The 20,210-nt window shown below is 75.0% G+C and carries 19 protein-coding genes; 6 read left to right on the top strand and 13 right to left on the bottom strand.

What is annotated here, in order from left to right; genetic code table 11:
* Positions 1–84: 84 nt before the first annotated feature.
* Positions 85–660, top strand: coding sequence for a TetR/AcrR family transcriptional regulator (locus VKZ81_RS05880; RefSeq protein WP_324240390.1), 576 nt, complete (start codon positions 85–87; stop codon positions 658–660).
* A gap of 22 nt (positions 661–682) precedes the next feature.
* Complete coding sequence (locus VKZ81_RS05875; protein WP_324240389.1) at positions 683–1,168, top strand: DUF309 domain-containing protein; 486 nt, start codon at positions 683–685, stop codon at positions 1,166–1,168.
* Here VKZ81_RS05875 and rnhA read toward each other — a convergent pair.
* Complete coding sequence (gene rnhA, locus VKZ81_RS05870) at positions 1,142–1,618, bottom strand: ribonuclease HI (RefSeq protein ID WP_324240388.1); 477 nt, start codon at positions 1,616–1,618, stop codon at positions 1,142–1,144. The genes VKZ81_RS05875 and rnhA overlap by 27 nt on opposite strands.
* A 22-nt stretch (positions 1,619–1,640) precedes the next feature.
* Complete coding sequence (locus VKZ81_RS05865; RefSeq protein WP_324240387.1) at positions 1,641–2,465, bottom strand: arylamine N-acetyltransferase family protein; 825 nt, start codon at positions 2,463–2,465, stop codon at positions 1,641–1,643.
* A gap of 89 nt (positions 2,466–2,554) precedes the next feature.
* Between VKZ81_RS05865 and VKZ81_RS05860 the strand changes: the two genes are divergently transcribed.
* Complete coding sequence (locus VKZ81_RS05860) at positions 2,555–3,682, top strand: GNAT family N-acetyltransferase (RefSeq protein ID WP_324240386.1); 1,128 nt, start codon at positions 2,555–2,557, stop codon at positions 3,680–3,682.
* Here the strand turns inward: VKZ81_RS05860 and VKZ81_RS05855 are convergent.
* From VKZ81_RS05855 to dprE2, 7 genes are all read right to left on the bottom strand, one after another.
* Positions 3,663–4,808 carry an ABC transporter substrate-binding protein gene (locus tag VKZ81_RS05855; protein ID WP_324240385.1) on the bottom strand — a complete coding sequence of 382 codons (1,146 nt, stop codon included), beginning with the start codon at positions 4,806–4,808 and terminating at the stop codon, positions 3,663–3,665. The genes VKZ81_RS05860 and VKZ81_RS05855 overlap by 20 nt on opposite strands.
* A 14-nt stretch (positions 4,809–4,822) precedes the next feature.
* Complete coding sequence (locus VKZ81_RS05850; RefSeq protein WP_324240384.1) at positions 4,823–5,632, bottom strand: ABC transporter permease; 810 nt, start codon at positions 5,630–5,632, stop codon at positions 4,823–4,825.
* Complete coding sequence (locus VKZ81_RS05845; RefSeq protein ID WP_324240383.1) at positions 5,629–6,402, bottom strand: ABC transporter ATP-binding protein; 774 nt, start codon at positions 6,400–6,402, stop codon at positions 5,629–5,631. Before VKZ81_RS05845 ends, VKZ81_RS05850 begins: the two co-directional genes overlap by 4 nt.
* Positions 6,399–7,268 carry an ABC transporter permease gene (locus VKZ81_RS05840; RefSeq protein WP_324240382.1) on the bottom strand — a complete coding sequence of 290 codons (870 nt, stop codon included), beginning with the start codon at positions 7,266–7,268 and terminating at the stop codon, positions 6,399–6,401. Before VKZ81_RS05840 ends, VKZ81_RS05845 begins: the two co-directional genes overlap by 4 nt.
* A gap of 89 nt (positions 7,269–7,357) precedes the next feature.
* On the bottom strand, positions 7,358–9,487 hold the full coding sequence (locus VKZ81_RS05835; RefSeq protein WP_324240381.1) for an amylo-alpha-1,6-glucosidase: 2,130 nt from the start codon (positions 9,485–9,487) through the stop codon (positions 7,358–7,360).
* Positions 9,484–10,728 (bottom strand): glycosyltransferase family 4 protein, encoded by a 1,245-nt coding sequence (locus VKZ81_RS05830; protein ID WP_324240380.1) that lies wholly within the window; start codon positions 10,726–10,728, stop codon positions 9,484–9,486. The genes VKZ81_RS05835 and VKZ81_RS05830 overlap by 4 nt, the downstream gene beginning before the upstream one ends.
* 122 nt (positions 10,729–10,850) lie before the next feature.
* The gene (dprE2, locus tag VKZ81_RS05825) at positions 10,851–11,588 is read right to left on the bottom strand and encodes a decaprenylphospho-beta-D-erythro-pentofuranosid-2-ulose 2-reductase (RefSeq protein WP_324240379.1); all 738 of its coding nucleotides are present in this window, start codon (positions 11,586–11,588) and stop codon (positions 10,851–10,853) included.
* Between the two features lie 70 nt (positions 11,589–11,658).
* On the opposite strand from dprE2, the gene VKZ81_RS05820 reads away from it, so the two are divergent.
* Both VKZ81_RS05820 and VKZ81_RS05815 read left to right on the top strand, forming a co-directional pair.
* Entirely contained in the window at positions 11,659–12,474 is an 816-nt protein-coding gene (locus VKZ81_RS05820; protein WP_324240378.1) for a shikimate dehydrogenase, read from the top strand.
* A 17-nt stretch (positions 12,475–12,491) separates the two neighbouring features.
* Positions 12,492–13,742, top strand: a complete 1,251-nt coding sequence (locus VKZ81_RS05815; protein WP_324240377.1) for an ROK family transcriptional regulator — start codon at positions 12,492–12,494, stop codon at positions 13,740–13,742.
* On the opposite strand, the gene VKZ81_RS05810 is transcribed toward VKZ81_RS05815, so the two are convergent.
* Positions 13,721–14,323 carry a class I SAM-dependent methyltransferase gene (locus VKZ81_RS05810; RefSeq protein ID WP_324240376.1) on the bottom strand — a complete coding sequence of 201 codons (603 nt, stop codon included), beginning with the start codon at positions 14,321–14,323 and terminating at the stop codon, positions 13,721–13,723. The two genes, VKZ81_RS05815 and VKZ81_RS05810, sit on opposite strands and share 22 nt — an antisense overlap.
* 48 nt (positions 14,324–14,371) lie before the next feature.
* Between VKZ81_RS05810 and VKZ81_RS05805 the strand changes: the two genes are divergently transcribed.
* Positions 14,372–15,076, top strand: a complete 705-nt coding sequence (locus tag VKZ81_RS05805) for a DsbA family oxidoreductase (protein WP_414709330.1) — start codon at positions 14,372–14,374, stop codon at positions 15,074–15,076.
* A 239-nt stretch (positions 15,077–15,315) separates the two neighbouring features.
* On the opposite strand, the gene ilvD is transcribed toward VKZ81_RS05805, so the two are convergent.
* The 3 genes from ilvD to VKZ81_RS05790 all read right to left on the bottom strand — a co-directional run bounded on the left by ilvD (position 15,316) and on the right by VKZ81_RS05790 (position 20,146).
* Complete coding sequence (ilvD, locus tag VKZ81_RS05800) at positions 15,316–16,992, bottom strand: dihydroxy-acid dehydratase (protein ID WP_324240374.1); 1,677 nt, start codon at positions 16,990–16,992, stop codon at positions 15,316–15,318.
* Positions 16,989–18,341 carry an MFS transporter gene (locus VKZ81_RS05795; protein ID WP_324240373.1) on the bottom strand — a complete coding sequence of 451 codons (1,353 nt, stop codon included), beginning with the start codon at positions 18,339–18,341 and terminating at the stop codon, positions 16,989–16,991. The genes ilvD and VKZ81_RS05795 overlap by 4 nt, the downstream gene beginning before the upstream one ends.
* A gap of 83 nt (positions 18,342–18,424) precedes the next feature.
* Complete coding sequence (locus VKZ81_RS05790) at positions 18,425–20,146, bottom strand: DEAD/DEAH box helicase (RefSeq protein ID WP_324240372.1); 1,722 nt, start codon at positions 20,144–20,146, stop codon at positions 18,425–18,427.
* Positions 20,147–20,210 lie beyond the last annotated feature (64 nt).

Below are 20,210 nucleotides of genomic sequence, written 5' to 3'. Positions count from 1 at the left end.
ATGAACGTAGGCGGCGCCGATCGCGGGGGCAAGGGGTTGGCGCGAAACGCTAGGGAACGATCCCTGACTCGGTACGATGCGGCGGTGTCCCGGTCCGCGACGCCCCGCCGCAGCTCGGCGGAGACGCGCGAGCACGTCCTGCGGGTGGCGCACGAGCTGTTCTACTGGCAGGGCATCCGCGCCGTCGGCGTCGACCGGATCGCCGCCGAGGCCGGGGTCGCCCCCACCACGCTCTACCGGCTGTGGCCGTCGAAGGACGACCTGGTGGCGGCGTACGTCGAGCGGGCCGACCGCGAGTACCGCGAGTGGTTCGAGGCGGCCACCGCCCACGGGAGCCCGCGCGAGCGGATCCTGTCGCTGTTCGACGCGCTCGCCGAGCAGACGCAGCCGGACCGCTGCCGGGGCTGCCCGTTCCAGATGGCGCTGACCGAGTTCCCCGACCCGCAGGCCGCGGCCCACCGCAACGCCGCCGCCAACAAGGCCTGGGTCAGGGCCCGGCTCGGCGAGCTCACTGCCGGCATGCCCGACGGCGAGGCGCTCGCCGACCAGCTCGCGATCCTCATGGAGGGCGTCTACGCCTCCGCGCAGGCCCTCGGCGCGCAAGGGCCTGCGCGGCGGGCGAGGGCGCTGGCCGAGGCGCTCCTGCCGCCCGACGCTTGAGCGCCGTGGCACGGTGGTCGTCGTGAAGACCGCGCGCGACCGTGACCCGGCCGGACGCCCCCGCAACGCCCGCCCGCGCGACGCGCTGGGGCGCCCCCTCCCCCGCGGCGCCACCGGCGTCGAACGGGTGCCCGACGACCTCGTGCTCGCCCCGGACGAGGGCGTCACCGAGGCGCAGCGCCTGCTCGACGCCGGGCTGCCGTTCCCCGCCCACGACGTGCTGGAGGCCGTGTGGAAGTCGGCGCCCGACGCCGAGCGCGAGCTCTGGCGCGGGCTCGCCCAGCTCGCGGTCGGGCTGACGCACGCGCAGCGCGGCAACGCCCGCGGCGCGGTGGCGCTGCTCGAACGCGCCGCGCACCGCATCGGCTGCTGGGCCGCCCCCGCGCCCGCGGGCCTGGACATCAGCGGGCTGCAGGCGTACGCGGAGGCGCTCGCCGCGCGGATCCGCCGCGACGGTCTCGACGGCCTGACCGACGCCGAGCTACGCCCCCGCCTGCGCGGCCGCTGACGCCTCTGCCACCCCGCGCACGGCGAGCCGGTCGGCGCGCTCGTTCTCCGGGTGGCCCGCGTGGCCCTTCACCCAGTGCCACTCCACCCGGTGCCGCGCGGCCGCCGCGTCGAGCCTGCGCCACAGGTCGGCGTTCTTCACCGGCGTCTTCGCCGCGGTCGTCCAGCCGTTGGCCTTCCACCGCGGCAGCCAGCTCTGGATGCCGTTGCGGACATAGGTGCTGTCGGTGTAGATGCGGACGGCCACGGGCCGGGTCAGCGACTCCAGCGCCCGGATCGGGGCCATCAGCTCCATCCGGTTGTTGGTCGTCGGGCCCGGGTCGCCGCCGTGGAGCTCCTTCTCGACCGCGCCGTAGCGCAGCACGGCCCCCCAGCCGCCGGGCCCGGGGTTCCCGCTGCACGCGCCGTCGGTGTAGATCTCCACGACGCGCTCGGACACCGGCTCGGACACCGGCACACCGTAGCGAGCCCGGCTACCGGTCCTCGAACAGGCGCGCGAGCGCCGCCTCCAGATCGGGCAGGCCGGACGTGTCGATCAGGAACGTGTCCTCGAGGACCTTCCGGATCTCCGCGGGCGAGGACAGCGCGTGCCGCTCGGTCGGACCGCCGAGGTGGTGCACGGCGAGGGTCGGCCCGCCCAGCGCGTAGCGGCGGTCCGGCTCGGGGCGGGCGATCGTGAGCCCGCTGCGGAAGTGCGAGCGGGGGTGGTGGCACAGGTACCAGTTCGACACCTCGTAGTCGGCGAGCAGCTGCTCGGTGAGGTCGAACCAGTACAGGCTCCGCCACTCGCCGCCCACGAGCGCCTGCATCCGGTACCCGGAGCGCTCGGCGGGCACCAGCCGGAACGGCTCGTGCGGGGTGTCCTGCACGACGTCGGGTTCGAGCGCGAGCACCCCGGTGAGCGTGAGCCCGCCGAAGCCGACGTCGACGAGGTGCGGCCCCTCCGGCAGGTCGACGCGCATGAGCATGTGGCTGCGCGGCCGCGGCGGCGCGTCGTCCGGACCGCCCCACAGCACCCGCGCCGCCAGGCAGGTGGTGGTGTAGCCGAGCGCGTCGAGCGCGCCGCGCAGCAGGAGGTTCTGCTCGAAGCACCACCCGCCGCGGCGGCCGTGCACGAGCTTGGCGGCGAGCGCGTCCGGGTCGAGGGCGACCTCGCGGCCGGTGAAGGCGTCCAGGTTCTCGAACGCGATGGAGCGGGTGTGGCCGGCGACGATGCGCCGCAGCGTCGGCAGGTCGGGCCCGGTGACGTCGACGACGCCGATCCGGTCGAGGTACGCGGCGAGGCCCGGGTCGGTCATGACCTTCATCCTGCCGCCACCCGGCCCCGCGGTCATCCGAGATCGGATTTCCGCTGGTGGCGCCCGCCGCCTGGCGCAATCATGCACGGGTGCGCGCGCCGACCCTGACCGATGGCGTGGTGACCCTGCGGGCCCACACCGCCGACGACGTGGCGGGGCTGGTGGCCTACGCCCGCGACCCGGAGACCGCGCGCTGGACCCGCGTCCCCCGGCCCTACGGCCCGGCCGAGGCGCGGCGGTGGATCGAGCGGACGGTCCCGGCCGGGTGGCGCGACGGCACGGTGGCGCGCTGGGTGGTGGAGGCCGACGGGCGGTTCGCGGGCGCCGTCGACGTCCACCGCGGCACGCCGCCGTTCGTCGGATACGGGCTCGTGCCGCAGGCGCGCGGGCGCGGGCTCGCGTCGCGGGCGCTGCGGCTCGCGGCCGGGTGGGCGTTCGCCGACGCCCGGCTGCCGGTGCTGCACTGGTGGGCCGAGGTGGGCAACCTCGCGTCGTGGCGGGTGGCGCACGCCTGCGGGTTCACCTTCGAGGGCACCCGGCGGCGCGCCGTGCCGCGCGGCGACGGGCTCGTCGACGGCTGGTTCGCCTCGCTCACCCCGGGCGAGCCGATGGTCCCGCGCACCACGTGGTGGCCGGTGCCCGAACTGGTCGGCGAGCGGGTGCGGCTGCGGCCGCACACGGAGGCCGACCTGCCGCGGATCGTCGAGGCGTGCACCGACCCGCGCACCCGGCACTGGCTTCCGACGCTGCCCGACCCGTACCCGCTCGACGCCGCGCGGGAGTTCGTGCTGGGCTGCCGACTCGCCGAGTCGCTCGGCCAGAAGGTCACCTGGGCGGTCGCCGACGCGGGCGACGACCGGCTGCTCGCGAACGTCACCGTCTTCCGGCTGAACGACCCGATGAGCCCCACCGGCGGCGAGGTCGGCTACTGGGCCCACCCGGACGCGCGCGGCCGCGGCGTCGTCGGCGAGGCCGTCGAGCTCGTCGTCGCGCACGCGTTCACGCCGCGCGCGGACGGCGGGCTCGGCCGGCACCGGCTGGAGATCGGCGCCTCCCGCGACAACGCGGCGAGCCGGCACGTCGCCGAACGCGCCGGCTTCACCCTGGTCGGGGAGCCGCACCAGGACGGCGTCGTCGGCGACGGCACGCCCGACGACGGCGTCCGGTACGAGCTGCTGGCGCCCGCGGCCCGGCGGCTCAGGCGCCGCCGGGGCTGAGCGTGACCTCGATCGGCTGGAAGCCCTCGCCGGTCACGTCGACGCCCTCCGCCCGGAGCTGCTCGAGGGCCGCCTGCACGTACTCGTTGGTGTAGGCCTCCGGGTCGGGGTCGCGGGTGAGCACGGTCTCGCCGTCGGCGTTGACCGCGGTGCGCGCCACCTGGACGGTCTGCGCCCACGCCGCCTCGTCGATCACGCCCGCGCCGTTCGGCGACGGCCAGATCAGCTTGTTCACCTCGTTGACCTGCCACAGCTGGTGGCTCGCGCCGAGCGTGGAGCCCGCGGCGACGACCATGTCCCGGCACGACTCGGGGTTGTCGCGGCAGTAGGCCCACCCCTCGATCGAGCCCGCGATGAACCGGGTGGTGATATCTTGGTACGCCGGGTCCTGCAGGCGCTCGGTGCCGGCCCAGATCGCGTCCTGCAGCATCGCGGTGCCGGTCTCGTTCCAGTCGATGATCGAGAAGTCGCTCGGCTGGTAGAGCTGGCCGGTGGCGGGGTTGGTCGCCTCCAGCACCTGCGCGTACTCGTTGTAGGACATGGCCTGCGCGGCGTCGATCTCGCCGTTCAGCAGCGCCTGCATGTCGAACTGCTGCTGCACGAGCGTGACGTCCGTGGCCGGCGTGATCCCGGCCTGGGTCATCCCGGCGAACAGCTCGAACTCGTTGCCGAAGCCCCAGTTGCCGACCTTCTTGCCCCGCAGGTCGGCGGGCGTGCGGATCCCCCGGTCGGCGAAGGACACCTGGTAGGTGCCCGACCGCTGGAAGATCTGGGCGACGTCGGTGATCCCCGCGCCCTGCTCGCGCGAGGCGAGCGCCTTCGGCACCCACGCGATCGCGAAGTCGGCCTGGCCCTGCGCGAGGACGGTCTGGGGCACGATGTCGACCCCGCCCTCGAGGATCTGCACGTCGAGCCCGCGCTCGGCGTAGAAGCCCTGCTCGACGGCGGCGATGTACCCGGCGAACTGGCCCTGCGTGGCCCACTGCAGCTGCAGCCGGACCGGTTGCGGTCCCCCGTCCGAGGGCGGAGGGCTGCTGCCGCCGCCCTCCGGGGTCACGCTGCAGGCGGTGGCCGCCACGGCGAGCGCTGCCGCCAGTGCGAGGCGGCGGATGGCGGTGCGCGGCATGGGGACCTCCCGGTTCAGGCGGTGCGACGGCGGGTCACCAGGCGCTCCAGGAGCAGCCCGGCGAGGTGGAACAGCAGCCCCAGTGCGATCGAGGCGGCGACGAAGGCCCACGCGCGGGCGTAGGCGGTGTTGGCGGCGGCCGCGGTGATGCGGCTGCCCAGCCCGTTCTGCAGGCCGCCGAAGTACTCGGCGACGATCGAGGCGATCACCGACGCGGGCGCGGCGAGGCGCAGCCCGGTCATGATGTGCGGCACGGCGCCCGGCAGCCGGACGAACCGCGCGTGCTGCCACGGGGTGGCGGCGAGCGCGGTCATGAGCTCGTCGTGCACGGGGCGCACCTGGCGCAGCCCGCGGGCGGTCGCGACGAACACCGGAACCGTGACCACCACCGTGACCACGAGCCGGCGGGGGGTCTCGGTGGCCGAGCCGTACATCGTGGTGAACACCGGGGACAGCGCGACGATCGGCACGGCGCTCGCGGCCAGCACGACCGGCGTGACCAGCTCGCCGAAGACCCGCGACCGGGCGGCCAGCAGCGCGAGCACCACCCCGAGCAGGAACCCGGCGACGAGGCCGACGAGGGCGTTGCCGCCGGTCACCGACGCCGTGGAGAGCATCACCGAGAACTGGGCGACGACCTGCTCGGCGATGGCGCTCGGCGCGGGCAGCAGGAACGCGGGCACGCCCAGCAGGCGGACCAGCAGCTCCCACAGCACCAGCGCGCCGACCCCGAACGCCACCGGCGGCCACACCGCGGCGAACCCGCGCGCGCCCCGGCGGGGGCCCGCGTCGACGCCCGCGGCGCCCGGTACCGCCCTGGTCATCCGTGCCCCTTGCGCAGCGCCTCGCGCACCGCGGTGATCGCGGCGAAGAAGGCGCCCGACTCGCGGACGTCGTCGACGTCCTGGTCCGGTCCGGGCCGCTCGCCCGTGACGACCTCGGTGATCCGGCCGGGCCGCGGGGACATCACCACCACGCGGTCGGAGAGCACCACGGCCTCGGGGATCGAGTGCGTGACGAACAGGACCGCGGCCTCGGTCTCCCGCGCGATGCGCAGCAGCTCGGCCTGCATCCGCTCGCGCGTCATCTCGTCGAGCGCCCCGAACGGCTCGTCCATGAGCAGCAGGCGCGGGCTGGGGGCGAGCGCGCGGGCGATCGCCACGCGCTGCTGCATGCCGCCGGACAGCTCGCTCGGCCGCGACCCGGCGAACTCGGCGAGCCCGACCAGCTCCAGCAGCTCGGTGGCCCGGGCGCGGCGGGTCGCCTTGTCGACGCCGTGGACGTGCAGGGGCAGCTCGACGTTCTCGACGACGCTGCGCCACTCCAACAGGCCCGCCTGCTGGAACGCGATGCCGTAGTCCTGGTCCAGGCGCGCCTGGTGCGGGGTCTTCCCGCCCACCTGGACGGTGCCCGAGGTGGGCTGTTCCAGGTCGGCCACCACCCGCAGCAGGGTCGACTTCCCGCAGCCGGACGGCCCGATCAGCGACACGAACTCCCCGGCCGCGATCTCCAGGTCGATGCCGTCGAGGGCGTGGACCTCGCCGAACCGCTTGTGCACCCCCGCGAGCTGCACCGCACTCGATGCCGTGGTCAACGGATGCTCCCCCGGTAGCGGCGCAGGCCGACGTCGAGCAGCCCGACCGCGCCCGCCGCGACGAGCCCGAGCGCGGCGGCGCCGAGGATCGCGGTGTAGAGGCGCGACGGGTCGCCGGTGGCCGACTGCGCGTACTCGATGATCAGGCGGCCGATCCCGCCGCGGGTGCCGGTGGAGATCTCCGCGACGATCGCGCCGACCACGGACGCGGCCGCCGCGAGCCGCACCGCGGGGAGCAGGAACGGGACCGAGGCGGGCAGCCGCAGCCGCACCAGCGTGGTCCACCACCCCGCGGCGAGGGTGTGGAACAGCTCGACGTCGGCCTTCGCGGGCGAGTTGAGCCCGCGCAGCATCCCGACCGCGATCGGGAAGAACGCGAGGTAGGACGCGATCACCATGACGCTCGCCCACGGCTGCCACGTCCAGCCCGCGATCGCGATCTTGCCGCCCCACCCGACGACGAGCGGGGCGATCGCGATCAGCGGCACGGTCTGGGACGCCACGACGTACGGCAGGGCAGCCCGCTCCAGCAGGCCGAACCGCTGCATCGCCAGCGCCAGCAGCATCCCGAGCACCCCGCCCAGCGCCAGGCCACCCAGGGACAGGCCGAGGGTGAACAGGGCCCCCGCCGCGACGGCGGCGCCCACCGTGCGCGCGTCGGCCGCGCCCGCCACCTCGGGCTCGAGGAGGCGACCGAGCACCGTCCAGACGTGCGGCATGGCCGAGTCGTCGGTGCGGGGCAGGATGCGGGTCTCGCCGATCAGCACACCGTCGCGGGGCAGCAGGAGCTTCGCCAGCTCCCACAGCACCACCAGCAGCACGAACGCCGCCACCGCAGCGACGACCGCGCGCGCTCGACCGACCATCCCGTGCTCCCCTCAGACCGGGTGATCCTCTGAGCAGGGAATGACCGTAGCGTTACGAGCGCGTTCCCAATAGGGCACTCGCTGTCGCGTCAGCCCGTGGTGCCGGTGCGCGTCCACCCCTCCGGCAGGCCCTCGACGGTCGCGTCCCCGCCGGTGGCGGTGATGTCCGCGGTGACCGGGCCGAGGCGCAGCTGCCGCAGCCGCAGCTGCCCCCAGCGGCCCGGCAGGTGCGGCGCGACCGCCAGCCTGCGCTCCGGGACGTCCGGCTGCAGCCCGAGGAACGCCCGCACCAGCAGCAGCGGGGCCGCCGCCGCCCACGCCTGCGGCGAGCAGGACGTCGGGTACGGCACCGGCGGGTTGAACTCGGCGCGCGAGAAGCCGCAGAACAGCTCCGGCAGCCGGCCGCCGAACGCGGTGGCGGCGTCGAGCAGGCCCTCGGCGAGCCGCTGGGCGAGCTCCACCGCGCCGGGCACGTGCGCGTAGCGCAGCAGGCCGGCCACCGCGATGGCGGTGTCGTGCGGCCAGACCGAGCCGTTGTGGTAGCTCATCGGGTTGTAGGCGCCCATCGACGTGGCGAGCGTGCGCAGGCCGAACCCGCTGTCCATCTCCGGGCCGCTCAACCGCTCCACCAGCACGGCCGCGTGCTCGTCGGTGGCGATGCCCGACCACAGGCAGTGCGCCGCGTTGCTGGTCAGCGCGTCGACGGGGTCCTTCTGCCCGTCGAGCGCGACCGCGTACCAGCCGCGGTCGGCCAGCCAGTACGTCTCGGCGAACCGCTTGCGCAGCTCCTCGGCGCGCTCCCGGTGGGCCGCCGCCTTGGCCGGCTCTCCGAACGCCTCGGCGAGCTCGGCGAACGCGAGCCGCGCCGCGTAGGCGTAGCCCTGCACCTCGCACAGCGCGATCGGGCCCTCGGCGAGCCGGCCGCGGGCGTCGTTGATCCCGTCGAAGCTGTCCTTCCAGCCCTGGTTGATCAGGCCGCGGTCGGTCGCGCGCCGGTACTCGACGAACCCGTCGCCGTCGCGGTCGCTGAACTCGTCGATCCAGCGCATGGCGGCCTCCGCGGCGGGCAGCAGCGCCCGCACGGTGGACTCCTCGGCGCCCCAGCGCCTGCACTCGGCCAGCAGCATCACGAACAGCGGCGTGGCGTCGACCGTGCCGTAGTAGTGGTTGCCGCCCAGCACGTGCGCGCTGTCCGGGCCGAGGCGCAGCTCGTGCAGGATCCGGCCGGGCTCCTCCTCGGTGAACGGGTCCACCTCGCGCCCCTGCAGCTCGGCGAGGGTCTGCAGGGTGCCGAGCGCGAGGCCGACGTCCAGTGGCAGCGCCATCCAGGCCGTCAGCAGGCTGTCGCGCCCGAACAGCGTCATGAACCACGGGGCGCCGGCGGCGACGAACGGGCGGCCCCCGCGGGCGGGGTCGTGGATCTGCAGGGCGCCGAGGTCGCTCTCGGTGCGCTTGAGCACGGCGGTGAGCGCCGGGTCGTCGACCTCGACCGACGTGCTGGCGCTGCGCCAGGCCTCGATCTTGCGGGCGGGCCCCGTGCTCGCGGCCACCTCGCCGCGCCGGAACTGCGGCTCGACCATCCGCCCGGCGAGCGTCGGCTGCACCATGATCTCGGTGGACCAGCGCCCGCCCGCGGGCACGACCACCCGCCAGCTCAGCGCGCCGGGCACCACCACGGGGCTGCCCGACGCGCTGATCGCCACTCCCCGCAGCCCGTCGGCGCGGTCGCGCAGCACCAGCTCGGTGCCCGCGACGGTGGCGTCGGCCCCGCTGCTCGACCCGCGGCCCTCCTTGACCGCGAACAGGTCGGCGAAGTCGGCCTCGACCCGCAGCTCCAGCCCGACCGCGGTGGCCTCCCGCCCCAGGTTCTCCAGCGTGATGGTCTCGCGGAGCCCGTCGCCGACGAGGCGCTCGCGGACCACGAGGAGGGTGCTGTCGGCCTGTCCCGCCTTCGGTGGGCGGCGCAGCACGAACCGCGCCGTGAACGCCTCGGGGGTCATCACCGACAGCGCGTGCGGCGCCCGGCCGTCCAGCGACAGCTCCCACCGCGACAGCATCCGGGCGTCGCGGAAGAAGAACCCGTGCATGCTGCCGGAGCGGACGTCACCGGCGCCGTCGGACAGGCAGAACGTGCTGCCCTCCACGAGGGACACGGTCCCGCCGGCATCGGTGATCAACGCGGGTTCACCGGCGTTGAACGGGCCGGGCGCCTCGGTCACGGCCGGCCGCCCGTGACGGGCACGGCGGGACCGTCGTGGTCACCGCCGTCGGTGAGCACCGAGCCGAGCGAGTCGAGGTCCGCCTCGAGCGACGGGTAGTCGCGGCGCAGCAGGTCGAGCGAGCTGCGCACCCCGGCGGGCGCCGCGTGGTCGGCGCCGAGCGCGGCGCGGTAGGCCGCCTCGTACCCGGCGGCGAGCCCGGCGACGTCGAAGTGCTCGGCGACGTGGGCGCGGCAGGCCGCGGGCGAGATGCCGCGGACGTCGTCGAGGGCCTGCACCAGCTCGCCGGGCTCGTCGCAGACGATGCCGGTGACGCCGTCGACGACGACCTCGGACACCGCGCCCGCGCGCAGGGCCACGACGGGGGTGCCGCAGGCCATCGCCTCGATCATGACCATCCCGAACGGCTCCTCCCACTGGATCGGGAAGAGCAGGCAGCGGGCGTTGGCGAGCAGCTCCCGCTTCGCCGCGGCGTCGGCGACGCCGAAGACGTGGTCGCGGTCGGTCAGCCGGGGCCGGATCTCGCGCTCGAAGTACTCCTTCTCGATCGGCTCGGCGCACTTGCCCGCGAGGACCAGGCGCAGTCCCGCGGCGTGCGCGGCGTCGAGCGCGAGGTGCGGCGCCTTGTCGGGGTGGAACCGGCCGAGGAAGAGCGCGTAGTCGTCCTTCTGCTCCTGGAACGGCCAGTCCTCCACGCGCAGCGCGTTGTGCACGGTGGCCGTCCAGTTCAGGTCGGGGGCGAGCTCCCGCTGCCGGTCGCTGATGGCCACCAGGTGCACGTCGTCGCCGAGCTCGCGGTAGTAGCGACGCAGGTCGTCGTCCACCGGGCCGTGGACGGTGACGACGGTGGGCAGTCCGAGGGCCGCGTAGGCAGGGGCGTTGAGAGGGCCGGCGAGGGTGTGGTCGTGGACCACGTCGACCGAGCCGGTGAGGGCGAGGCGCTCCACGGCGCGCCGGGTGGCGACCGCGTGCATGACCTCGGGGTAGGGCTCACCGAGGCGCTCGGGGACGGTGCGCTCCCACAGGGGGACGAAGCGGGCGGCCGTGCCGGGCTTGCCCGCGCCCACGACCGTGACGGTGTGCCCGTGCGAGACCAGCGCGTCGGCCAGGTCGGCGACCACGGCCTCGACGCCGCCGTACGCGGCGGGCGGGACGTCGAAGTAGGGCGGCGCGATCAGCGCGACCCGGAGCGGACGGGCTGATGAGAGAGAACGATCGAAGGCGGCACCAGCGGACGGCACCCGGTTCAAGGCTTCCTCCCCAATCTTCCGGAACCGGATCGGTTAGCACTCTCCGCTTATGAGTGCTAACAACGCCGACGAGAACCGACAATGTGATACGCGACACCGACCTTCGGGGTTGACTAACGCGGCATCCGCCTCCACAGCGCCCGCGGCGCGTGTCGCAGCACGGCGAACACCGGCCGCAGGACCGCGGGCACCCAGACCTCGTCGCGCCCGGACCGCAGCGCCGCGACCGTGGCGTCGGCGACCTGGTCGGGGGTGGAGGAGAACGGGGCCGGCTTCATCCCCGCGGTCATCCGCCCGATCACGAAACCCGGCCTGACCAGCACCAACCGCACGCCGCTGCCGTGCAGCGAGTCGGCCAGCCCGCTCGCGAACCCGTCGAGGCCCGCCTTCGCCGAGCCGTACACGAAGTTGGCCTTGCGCACCCGCGCCCCGGCCACGGAGGAGAACACGACGATCGTCCCGCTCCCCTGCTCGCGCAGGATCGCCGCCAGGTGGAGCAGCACGGCGACGTGCGCCACGTAGTCCGTGTGGACGATCTCCACCGCGTGCGCGGGGTCGCGCTCGGCCCGCGCCTGGTCGCCGAGGATCCCGAACGCCACCACGACGACGTCGAGCCGGCCGTGGCGGCGCACCACGTCCAGCAGCACACCCCGGTGGGAATCCAGGTCGTCGGCGTCGAACTCGACGCGGTCGACCGCGCCCGCCCCCGCGGCGCGCAGCTGCTCCTCCTCGGCGTCGAGCTCGCCGTTGCGCCGCGCCGCGAGCACCACGGTCGCCCCGTCGGCGAGCCGCTTCGCCACGGCCAACCCGATCTCGCTGCGTCCCCCGAGCACCAGCACCGTTCGCGCCACCGGGCGAGCCTGGCACAACGGGCGGCGGGCCCGGCGCGAACGCGCCCGGCGTGCCGCGATACTGGCGTCCATGCGCGCAGCAGTGCTGGGGAGCCCGATCGCCCACTCGCTCTCGCCGGTGCTGCACTCGGCGGCGTACGCGGCGCTCGGGCTGGACGGGTGGCACTACGACGCGCACGAGTGCGACGAGGCCGCCCTCGCGGCCTTCGTCCACCGGCTGGGCCCGGAGTGGGCGGGCCTGTCGCTGACGATGCCGCTGAAGCGGGTCGCGCTCGAGGTCGCCCGCGACGTCTCCCCGCTGGCCGCGGCGGTCGGCGCCGCCAACACCCTCGTGCTCACCGACGGCAGGCGCTACGCCGACAACACCGACGTGGCCGGCGTCGTCGCCGCCCTGCGCGGCGCCCCGCGCGGCGGGCGGGCCGTGGTGCTCGGCGCGGGCGGCACCGCCCAGGCCACCCTCGCCGCGCTGCGCGAGCTGGGCATCGGCGACATCACCGTGCTCGTGCGCTCCACGGCCAGGGCCCAGGAGCTGCGCGCCGCCGCCGACCGCCTCGGCGTCGCCCCGCAGGTCGGCGACGGGCTGCTCGACCCCGCCCGGGCGGGCGCCGCGCTCGCGGGCGCCGACGTCGTCGTGTCGACCCTCCCCGCGGGGGCCGCCGACGGGCTCACCGGCGTGCGGCGCGGCGCGGTGGTGCTCGACGTGGTCTACGCGCCGTGGCCCACCGCGTTCGCCGCCGCCGCGCAGGCCGCGGGCGCCCACGTGGTCAGCGGGCTGGAGATGCTGCTGCACCAGGCGGTGGCGCAGGTCGAGCTGATGACCGGGCTGACCCCGCCGGTCGACGCCATGCGCGACGCGCTCGACGCCGCCGTGGCCGCCCGCGCCTGACGGTTACCATCCGCGGCATGGAAGGCAGGCGCGGCACCAACTTGCCGCGCGTGGCCGACTACAACCAGGCCGTCATCCTCGACGCAATCCGGCACGCGCCCGAGGGGCTCTCCCGGGTGGAGCTCGCCGAGCTCACGGGCCTGTCGGCGCAGTCGGTCTCCAACATCACCCGCCGGCTGCTCGACCGCGAGCTCATCACCGAGGCCGGCACGATCCTGCCGGTCGGCCGGGGCAAGCCGCGCACGCTGCTGCGGCTGCGCCCCACCGGCCGGTTCGCGATCGGCGTCCACATCGACCCGACCGTCACCACGGTCGCGCTGCTCGACCTCGTCGGCGACGTCGTCGAGTCGGTCCGCACGCTGCCCGCGTCGGCCACCACCCCGGACCGGCTGGTCACCGCGATCACCGAGTCGGCGTCCGGGCTCGTCGCGTCCACCGGGGTCGACCCGGGCCGGGTGCTGGGGATGGGCATCGCCGCGCCCGGGCCGTTCGACCCGGGCGCGGGCGTCGTGCTCGACCCGCCGCTCCTGCCCGAGTGGAGCCGCGTCGGGCTGCGGGAGCTGCTGCACGAGGCCACCGGCTACCCGGTGGTGCTGCACAAGGACGCGGCCTCGGCCGCGCTCGCGGAGCTGTGGCGCGGGTCGGCGGCGTCGCTGGCCGACTTCGTGTTCCTCTACCTGGGCACCGGCCTCGGCGCGGGGCTCGTGCTCGGCGGCGAGCTGATCGGCGGCAGCACGGACAACGCGGGCGAGATCGGGCACCTGATGGTCGACGCCGACGGGCCGCGGTGCCGCTGCGGCCAGCGCGGGTGCGTCGGGCCCGCCTGCATGCCGCGCACGCTCGTGGCCGAGGCCGCCGCGGCGGGCCTGCTCCCCCGGCCGTCGTCCGACGCGGGCGACCGGGAGATCGACGAGCTGTTCACGGCGATGTGCCGGCTGCCCGCCGCCCGGCCGATCCTCGAGCGCAGCGCCACCCGGCTGGCCCGCGGGGCCGCCACGATCGCGAACCTGCTCGACGTGCGCGCGGTCGTGTTCGGCGGCCCGATCTGGGATCGCATCAGCGACGTGTTCCTGCCGATCCTGAACAACACGCTGCTCACCACCACCGAGGCCAGGAAGGTGCACCCCGTGACGGCGCTGGGCAGCTCGCTCGGCCCGGACGTCGGCGCGATCGGCGCCGGCTGCCTCGTGCTCGAGCACTCGTTCTCCACCCGGCCGTCCACGCTGCTGCTCGGGCCGCGCGACGATCAGGTGGCGGCCGCGCCCTGACCCGGCGCGCGGTGGACCGCCACCAGGTAGTCGCCGCCGGTGTACGGGTCGCGCTCCCAGGTGGCGAACCGGCCCTCCGCGACGGCGCCGGCGGCGGCGCACCACCGGTCGTAGTCGTCCGGGGTCGGCCAGCCGGGGCGCAGCCGGAAACCGGCCACGAGCCTGCCGCCGGGCGCGAGGTGTGCGACGCACGCCGCCACCGCCCGCTCCCGCCGGTCGGCCGCGATGTAGGGCACGACGTTGCCGGCGAGCACCACCACGTCGAACCGATCGGGTCGGTCGAGGTCGGCGAGGTCGGCCGTGACCCACTCCAGGTCGGGCGCCTTCGCCCGGGCGGCATCGATCATCTCCGGGTCGGCGTCCACGCCGACCACGCCGATCCCCCTCCTGGCCAGCTCGATCGCGACCCGCCCGGTGCCGCACCCGCCGTCCAGCACGGAAGCCGGGCCGTACGAGGCGACGAGGTCGGCCTCGCCGTGCGGGTTCTGGCCCGACGCGGCGAGCCGCCGGAACCGCTCGTCGTAGCGCGCGGGGTCCTCCTGCGCACGCCAGGCCCGCCAGTCGTCGGGGAGGTCGGACATGCCACCAGGCTAGGGAACACCCGGGCGCCCGCCGTGGTTGATCTGCGCGTGAAGGTCGAGATCTGGTCGGACGTGGTCTGCCCGTGGTGCGCCGTCGGCAAGCACCGCTTCGAGAAGGCGCTCGCGAGGTTCGAGCACCGCGACCAGGTCGAGGTGAGCTACCACAGCTTCGAGCTCGACCCCGGCGCCCCGCGGGAGCTCGAGGGCGGCGACCTGCACGACCACCTCGCCGCCAAGTACGGCATGACCCGCGCCGAGGCCGAGGCGAAGCACCGCCAGATGACCGAGCTGGCCGCCGAGGACGGGTGGGAGTTCCACTTCGACCGCGCCCGCCGCGGCAACACCTTCGACGCCCACCGCCTGCTCCACCTCGCCGCCGAACGCGGCGTGCAGGAGGCGGTGAAGGAGCGCTTCTTCCGCGGCTACTTCACCGAGGGCGAGCCGATCGCCGACCACGACACCCTCGTCCGGCTCGCGGCCGAGGCCGGGCTGGACGCCGACGAGGCCCGCGCCGTCCTCGCCTCCGACCGGTACGCCGACGCCGTGCGCGCCGACGAGCGGCAGGCCGCCGCCTACGGGATCACGGCGGTGCCGTTCTTCGTGGTGGACCGCACGTACGGGGTGGCGGGCGCCCAACCGCCCGACGCGCTGCTGCAGGTGCTGGAGAAGGCGTGGGCGGAGGCCCACCCGCTGCAGGTCGTCACGCCGGCGGGTGGGGTGGACGGGTGCGCCGACGGGACCTGCGGCGTCTGAGGGAGCCGCTGCGGGATCACGCCCACAGTGCCCGGCGAGTCGCGCTCCGGGTCCCGGCGAGTCGCGACCTGAGTGCCGTCGAGTCGCGACCTGAGTGCCGTCGAGTCGGGCCGGGGCACGGGCGCCCCGCGCACCCCGCGGGCGCGTCACCGCCCGCAGGTTCGGCGGAACCCACCCACACCCCAATTCGCGTGCACCCAGCCCGCGACTCGCGCGCACCCAGAGCGCGACTCGCCGGGTCAGCCGCAGACGGCGCCCAGCGCCGCCGAGCGCACCAGGCGGGCGTACTTGCCGAGCACACCGGTGCGCAGGGTCGGCTCCGGCGGCGCCCACCCCGCCCGCCGCCGGGCGAGCTCGGCCTCGTCCACCTCGAGGTCGAGGGTGCGGCGCTGCATGTCGAGCACGATGCGGTCGCCGTCGCGGACCAGCGCGATCGGGCCGCCGTCGGTCGCCTCGGGGGCGACGTGGCCCACGCACAGGCCGGTGGTGGCGCCGGAGAAGCGGCCGTCGGTGAGCAGCAGGACGTCCTTGCCGGGGCCCGCGCCCTTGATCGCGCCGGTGACCGCGAGCATCTCGCGCATGCCCGGCCCGCCGCGCGGGCCCTCGTAGCGGATCACGACGACGTCGCCGGGCTGCAGCGTGCCGTCCTCGACGGCGGCCATCGCGCCCTGCTCGCCGTCGAAGACGCGGGCGGTGCCCTCGAAGCGGGCGGAGTCGAAGCCCGCGGACTTGACGACCGCGCCCTCGGGCGCGAGCGAGCCGTGCAGGATGGTGATCCCGCCGGTCGGGTGAATGGGGTCGTCGAGCGCCCGGATGATCGTGCCGTCGAGGTCGGGCGGGTCGATCTCGGCGAGGTTCTCGGCCATCGTCCTGCCGGTGACGGTGAGCGCGTCGCCGTGCAGCAGGCCGGCGTCGAGCAGCGCCCGCATCACGACCGGCACGCCGCCGACCTGGTCCACGGTGGACATGACGTGCGCGCCGAACGGCTTCACGTCGGCCAGGTGCGGCACCCGGTCGCCGATGCGGTTGAAGTCGTCGAGCTCGAGCGGGACGCCCGCCTCCCAGGCGATGGCGAGCAGGTGCAGCACCGCGTTCGTGGAGCCGCCGAACGCCATCACCACGGCGATCCCGTTCTCGAACGCCTCCCGGGTGAGGATCTGGCGGGCGGTGATCCCCTTCTCGATCATGCCGACGACCGCCTCGCCGGAGGCGCGGGCGATGCCGTCGCGGCGGCGGTCGACGGCGGGCGGCGCGGCCGAGCCGGGCAGCGCCATCCCGAGCGCCTCCGCGGCGCTCGCCATCGTGTTGGCGGTGTACATGCCGCCGCAGGCACCCTCGCCGGGGCAGATCGCCCGCTCGATCGCGTCGACCTCCTCGCGGCTGATCAGGCCGCGCGCACACGCCCCGACCGCCTCGAACGCGTCGGCGATGTTCACCTCGCGGCCGTCGACGTGGCCGGGGAGGATCGACCCGGCGTAGACGAACACCGCGGCCAGGTCGAGCCGGGCCGCGGCCATCAGCATCCCGGGCAGGCTCTTGTCGCAGCCGGCGAGCAGCACCGTGCCGTCCAGCCGCTCGGCCTGCACCACGGTCTCCACGGAGTCCGCGATGATCTCGCGGCTGACCAGCGACCAGTGCATCCCGATGTGGCCCATCGAGATGCCGTCGGAGACCGAGATCGTGCCGAACTCCATCGGGAACCCGCCGCCGCGGTGCACGCCCTCCTTGGCCGCGGTGGCGAGCCGCTGCAGCGACAGGTTGCACGGGGTGATCTCGTTCCAGCTGGAGGCGATGCCGATCTGGGGCTTCGTGAAGTCCTCGTCGCGCATCCCGACCGCACGCAGCATCCCGCGGGCGGCCGCGCGCTCCAACCCCCGCGTGACCTCCGCGCTGCGCGGCTGGAGGTTCGGTGTCATGGGTGCTCCTCGGGGGTGGCGGGTGCGGCCCGCACATCCTCCCGCTCGCGCCCGCGCCCGACCAGCAGGACCACGACGCCCGCCATCACCATGAACGCCGCGACGACGAACATGCCCGCCTCGTTGTTGCCGGTGAGGTCGCGCAGCCACCCGGTGAGGTACGGCCCGGCGAAGCCGCTGAGGTTGCCGAACGAGTTGATCACCGCGATGCCCGCCGCCGCGCCGACGCCGGTGAGGAACGCGCTCGGCAGCTGCCAGAACACCGGGACCGCCGCGTTCACCCCCGCCGCGCAGAGCGCCATCGCGGCGATCACGAGGTAGGGCGAGTCCATGAACAGCGCCGACGCCACGCCCGCCGCCCCGACGAACGCCGGGACGGCCACGTGCCAGCGCCGTTCGCCGGTGCGGTCGGAGTGGCGGGCGTTGAGGATCATCACGACGCTCGCGATCGCGTACGGGATGGCGGTGATCAGGCCGATCTGGGCGAGCGAGAACTCGATGGCGAACGTCTCCTGCAGGTCCGACACCACCTGCGGCAGGAAGAACGCCAGCGTGTAGTTGCCGAACACGATGCCGAAGTAGACGAGCGACAGCCCGACGACCCGCACGTCGCGCAGACCCTCCCGCAGCCCGGTGGTGTGCGGGACCTGGGCGGCGTCCTCGTCGGCGATCGTCTTCTCCAGCGCGTCGCGCTCGGCCGGCGACAGCCAGCGCGCCTTGCCCGGCCGGTCCGCCAGCAGCACGAGCACGAGGCAGCCGACGATCACCGACGGCAGGCCCTCGACGAAGAACATGAACCGCCAGCCGGCGTCGAAGCCCCACACCCCGTCGCCGTGCTGGATCAGCAGGGTGGAGATCGGCGAGCCGACGACCGACGAGATCGGCACCGCGAGGAAGAACAACGCGACGACCTTGGCCCGCTGGACCCGCGGGAACCAGTAGGTGAGGTACAGGATGATGCCGGGGAAGAACCCGGCCTCGGCCACGCCCAGCAGGAACCGGACGACGTAGAAGCTGATCTCACCCTGCACGAACGCCGTGGCCGAGGCGATGATGCCCCAGGTCACCATGATCCGGGCGATCCAGAGCCGGGCGCCGACCTTGTGCAGGATGACGTTGCTCGGCACCTCGAAGAAGAAGTAGCCGATGAAGAACAGGCCCGCGCCCAGCCCGTACGCCGCCGCCGACAGCCCGAGGTCGGCGTTCATCGTCAGCGCGGCGAACCCGACGTTGACGCGGTCCAGGTAGTTGAGCAGGTAGCACAGGCCCAGGAACGGCAGCAGCCGCCACATCGCGCGACGCACCGCGCCCTGGACCACCTGGTCGTGTCCGATCCCCGCGTCGGCCATGGCTCCTCCTCGAGCGCGTCGACTCGGGCTACACCTAACGCCGCGCCCGGGAGGAGATCAACACCGAATCGGTGGCGGCCCCGTCAGTCGCGCCGGCCGCGGCCCGCGGTGGCGAACCCGCGGTCGCGGCGGATGTTCGTCCGCCGCCCCTTGAGCGTGGTGCCGCCGCGGAGGCTGCGCAGCACGTCGTCCGCGGCGTGCTCGGGGATCTCCACGAGGGCGTGCCGCTCGTGGATCTGGATCGCGCCGATGTCCCGGCCGGACAGGCTGGACTCGTTGGCGAGCGCGCCCACGATGTCCTGCGGGCGCACGCCGCTGGAGCGGCCCGCGTTGACGAACAGGCGCGTGGTGCCGGCCTTCGGCGGGCGGGTCCCCGCCCCACCGCGGCCGCGGGGCTCGCGCCGCTCGAGGCTGCGCGGGGTGACGACCGGGATGTCCTCGGCGTCGTCGGGGGCGCCGGTCGCCGCCTGCAGCAGCCGGACGGCGGCCGCGGCCACGTCGAGCGGGTCGAACTCGTCGGCGAGCCCGGCCAGCATCTCGCGGACGCCGTCGCCGGACTCCTCGTCGCGGAGGTCGGCGACGAGCCGCTCGCGCAGCGCGGACGCGGTGCGCTCCAGCCGGGCCGAGCGCAGGTCGGCGGCCGTCGGCACCGGGGCGAACTCGATCGGCTGGCCGGTGAGCCGCTCGACGGCGCGCAGCGCGTGCACCTTCGACGGCGGCACGAGCGTGATCGCCACGCCCTCGCGGCCGGCGCGGCCGACCCGGCCGATCCGGTGCACGTAGGCCTCCGACGACTGCGGCACGTCGTGGTTGACCACGTGCGTGAGCAGGTCGATGTCCAGCCCGCGGGCCGCGACGTCGGTGGCGACGAGCAGCTCGGTGCGCCCGCTGCGCAGCCGCTCGACCACGCGGGTGCGGTGCTCCTGGTCCATGCCGCCGTGCAGCGCCTCGGCGCGCAGGCCGCGGGCGGTGAGCGTCTCGGTGACGGCGTCGACGTCGAGCCGGGTGCGGCAGAACACGATCGCCGCCCGCGGCCGCTCCGCCTCGAGCACACGGCCGAGCGCGGCCGTGGTGTGGCTGCGCGGCACCAGGTAGGCGGTCTGGCGGACCTTGGGCGCCTCGCCCTCGGGCACGGCCTCGCGCCGGATCCGGACGATGACCGGCTCCCGCAGGTACTTCTGCGCGAGCGCCTCGATGCGCCGCGGCATGGTGGCCGAGAACAGCACGGCCTGCCGCGTGTCGGGGGTGGCGTCGAGCAGGGTCTCGATGTCCTCGACGAAGCCCATGTCGAGCATCTCGTCGGCCTCGTCGAGCACGACCGTCTCGAGCCGGTCGAGGCGCAGCGCGCCGCGGTTGAGCAGGTCGATCGCGCGGCCCGGGGTGGCCACGACGACGTCGACGCCCTGCTCGAGCGCCCGCCACTGCGGGCCGACGGGCGCCCCGCCGTACACGGTGACGACGCGGGCGCCCAGGCCGCGCCCGTAGCGGGTGACGGCCTCGGCCACCTGCAGGGCGAGCTCGCGGGTCGGGGCCAGCACGAGGCCGAACGGCGCGTCGCCCTTGGCCCGCTGCGGGCGGCGCTCGGAGAGGCGCTGCAGCAGCGGGAGGGCGAACGCGGCGGTCTTGCCGGTACCCGTGGCGGCCTGGCCGAGCAGGTCTCGGCCCTCGACCAGCGGGGCGATCGACTGCGCCTGGATGGGACTGGGGGTGCGGTAGCCCAGTTCCTCGATCTCGCGCAGCAGCTCGTCGCGCAGCGGGAGGTCGGAGAAGCGGGGCTGGTCGAGCATCTGCTCGTTCTCGATCAAGAATCGTCTTCCGTCGCAGGGACGGGAGCACCGACTGCGCTCCCGCGGGATGAGCCCGCGGGGC

This window comes from Pseudonocardia sp., from assembly GCF_035305885.1.
Classification (GTDB): Bacteria; Actinomycetota; Actinomycetes; order Mycobacteriales; family Pseudonocardiaceae; genus Pseudonocardia.
The sequence above is the reverse complement of the archived record's forward strand: the minus strand, read 5'-3'. Positions and strand labels throughout refer to the sequence as shown.

Bases quoted from the DNA above. Each gene is read 5' to 3' on its own strand.
- VKZ81_RS05865 (WP_324240387.1), bottom strand. From the start codon at position 2,465: ATGACCGACCCGGGCCTCGCCGCGTACCTCGACCGGATCGGCGTCGTC.
- VKZ81_RS05855 (WP_324240385.1), bottom strand. From the start codon at position 4,808: ATGCCGCGCACCGCCATCCGCCGCCTCGCACTGGCGGCAGCGCTCGCC.
- VKZ81_RS05850 (WP_324240384.1), bottom strand. From the start codon at position 5,632: ATGACCAGGGCGGTACCGGGCGCCGCGGGCGTCGACGCGGGCCCCCGC.
- VKZ81_RS05840 (WP_324240382.1), bottom strand. From the start codon at position 7,268: ATGGTCGGTCGAGCGCGCGCGGTCGTCGCTGCGGTGGCGGCGTTCGTG.
- VKZ81_RS05820 (WP_324240378.1), top strand. From the start codon at position 11,659: ATGCGCGCAGCAGTGCTGGGGAGCCCGATCGCCCACTCGCTCTCGCCG.
- VKZ81_RS05815 (WP_324240377.1), top strand. From the start codon at position 12,492: ATGGAAGGCAGGCGCGGCACCAACTTGCCGCGCGTGGCCGACTACAAC.
- VKZ81_RS05810 (WP_324240376.1), bottom strand. From the start codon at position 14,323: ATGTCCGACCTCCCCGACGACTGGCGGGCCTGGCGTGCGCAGGAGGAC.
- ilvD (WP_324240374.1), bottom strand. From the start codon at position 16,992: ATGACACCGAACCTCCAGCCGCGCAGCGCGGAGGTCACGCGGGGGTTG.
- VKZ81_RS05795 (WP_324240373.1), bottom strand. From the start codon at position 18,341: ATGGCCGACGCGGGGATCGGACACGACCAGGTGGTCCAGGGCGCGGTG.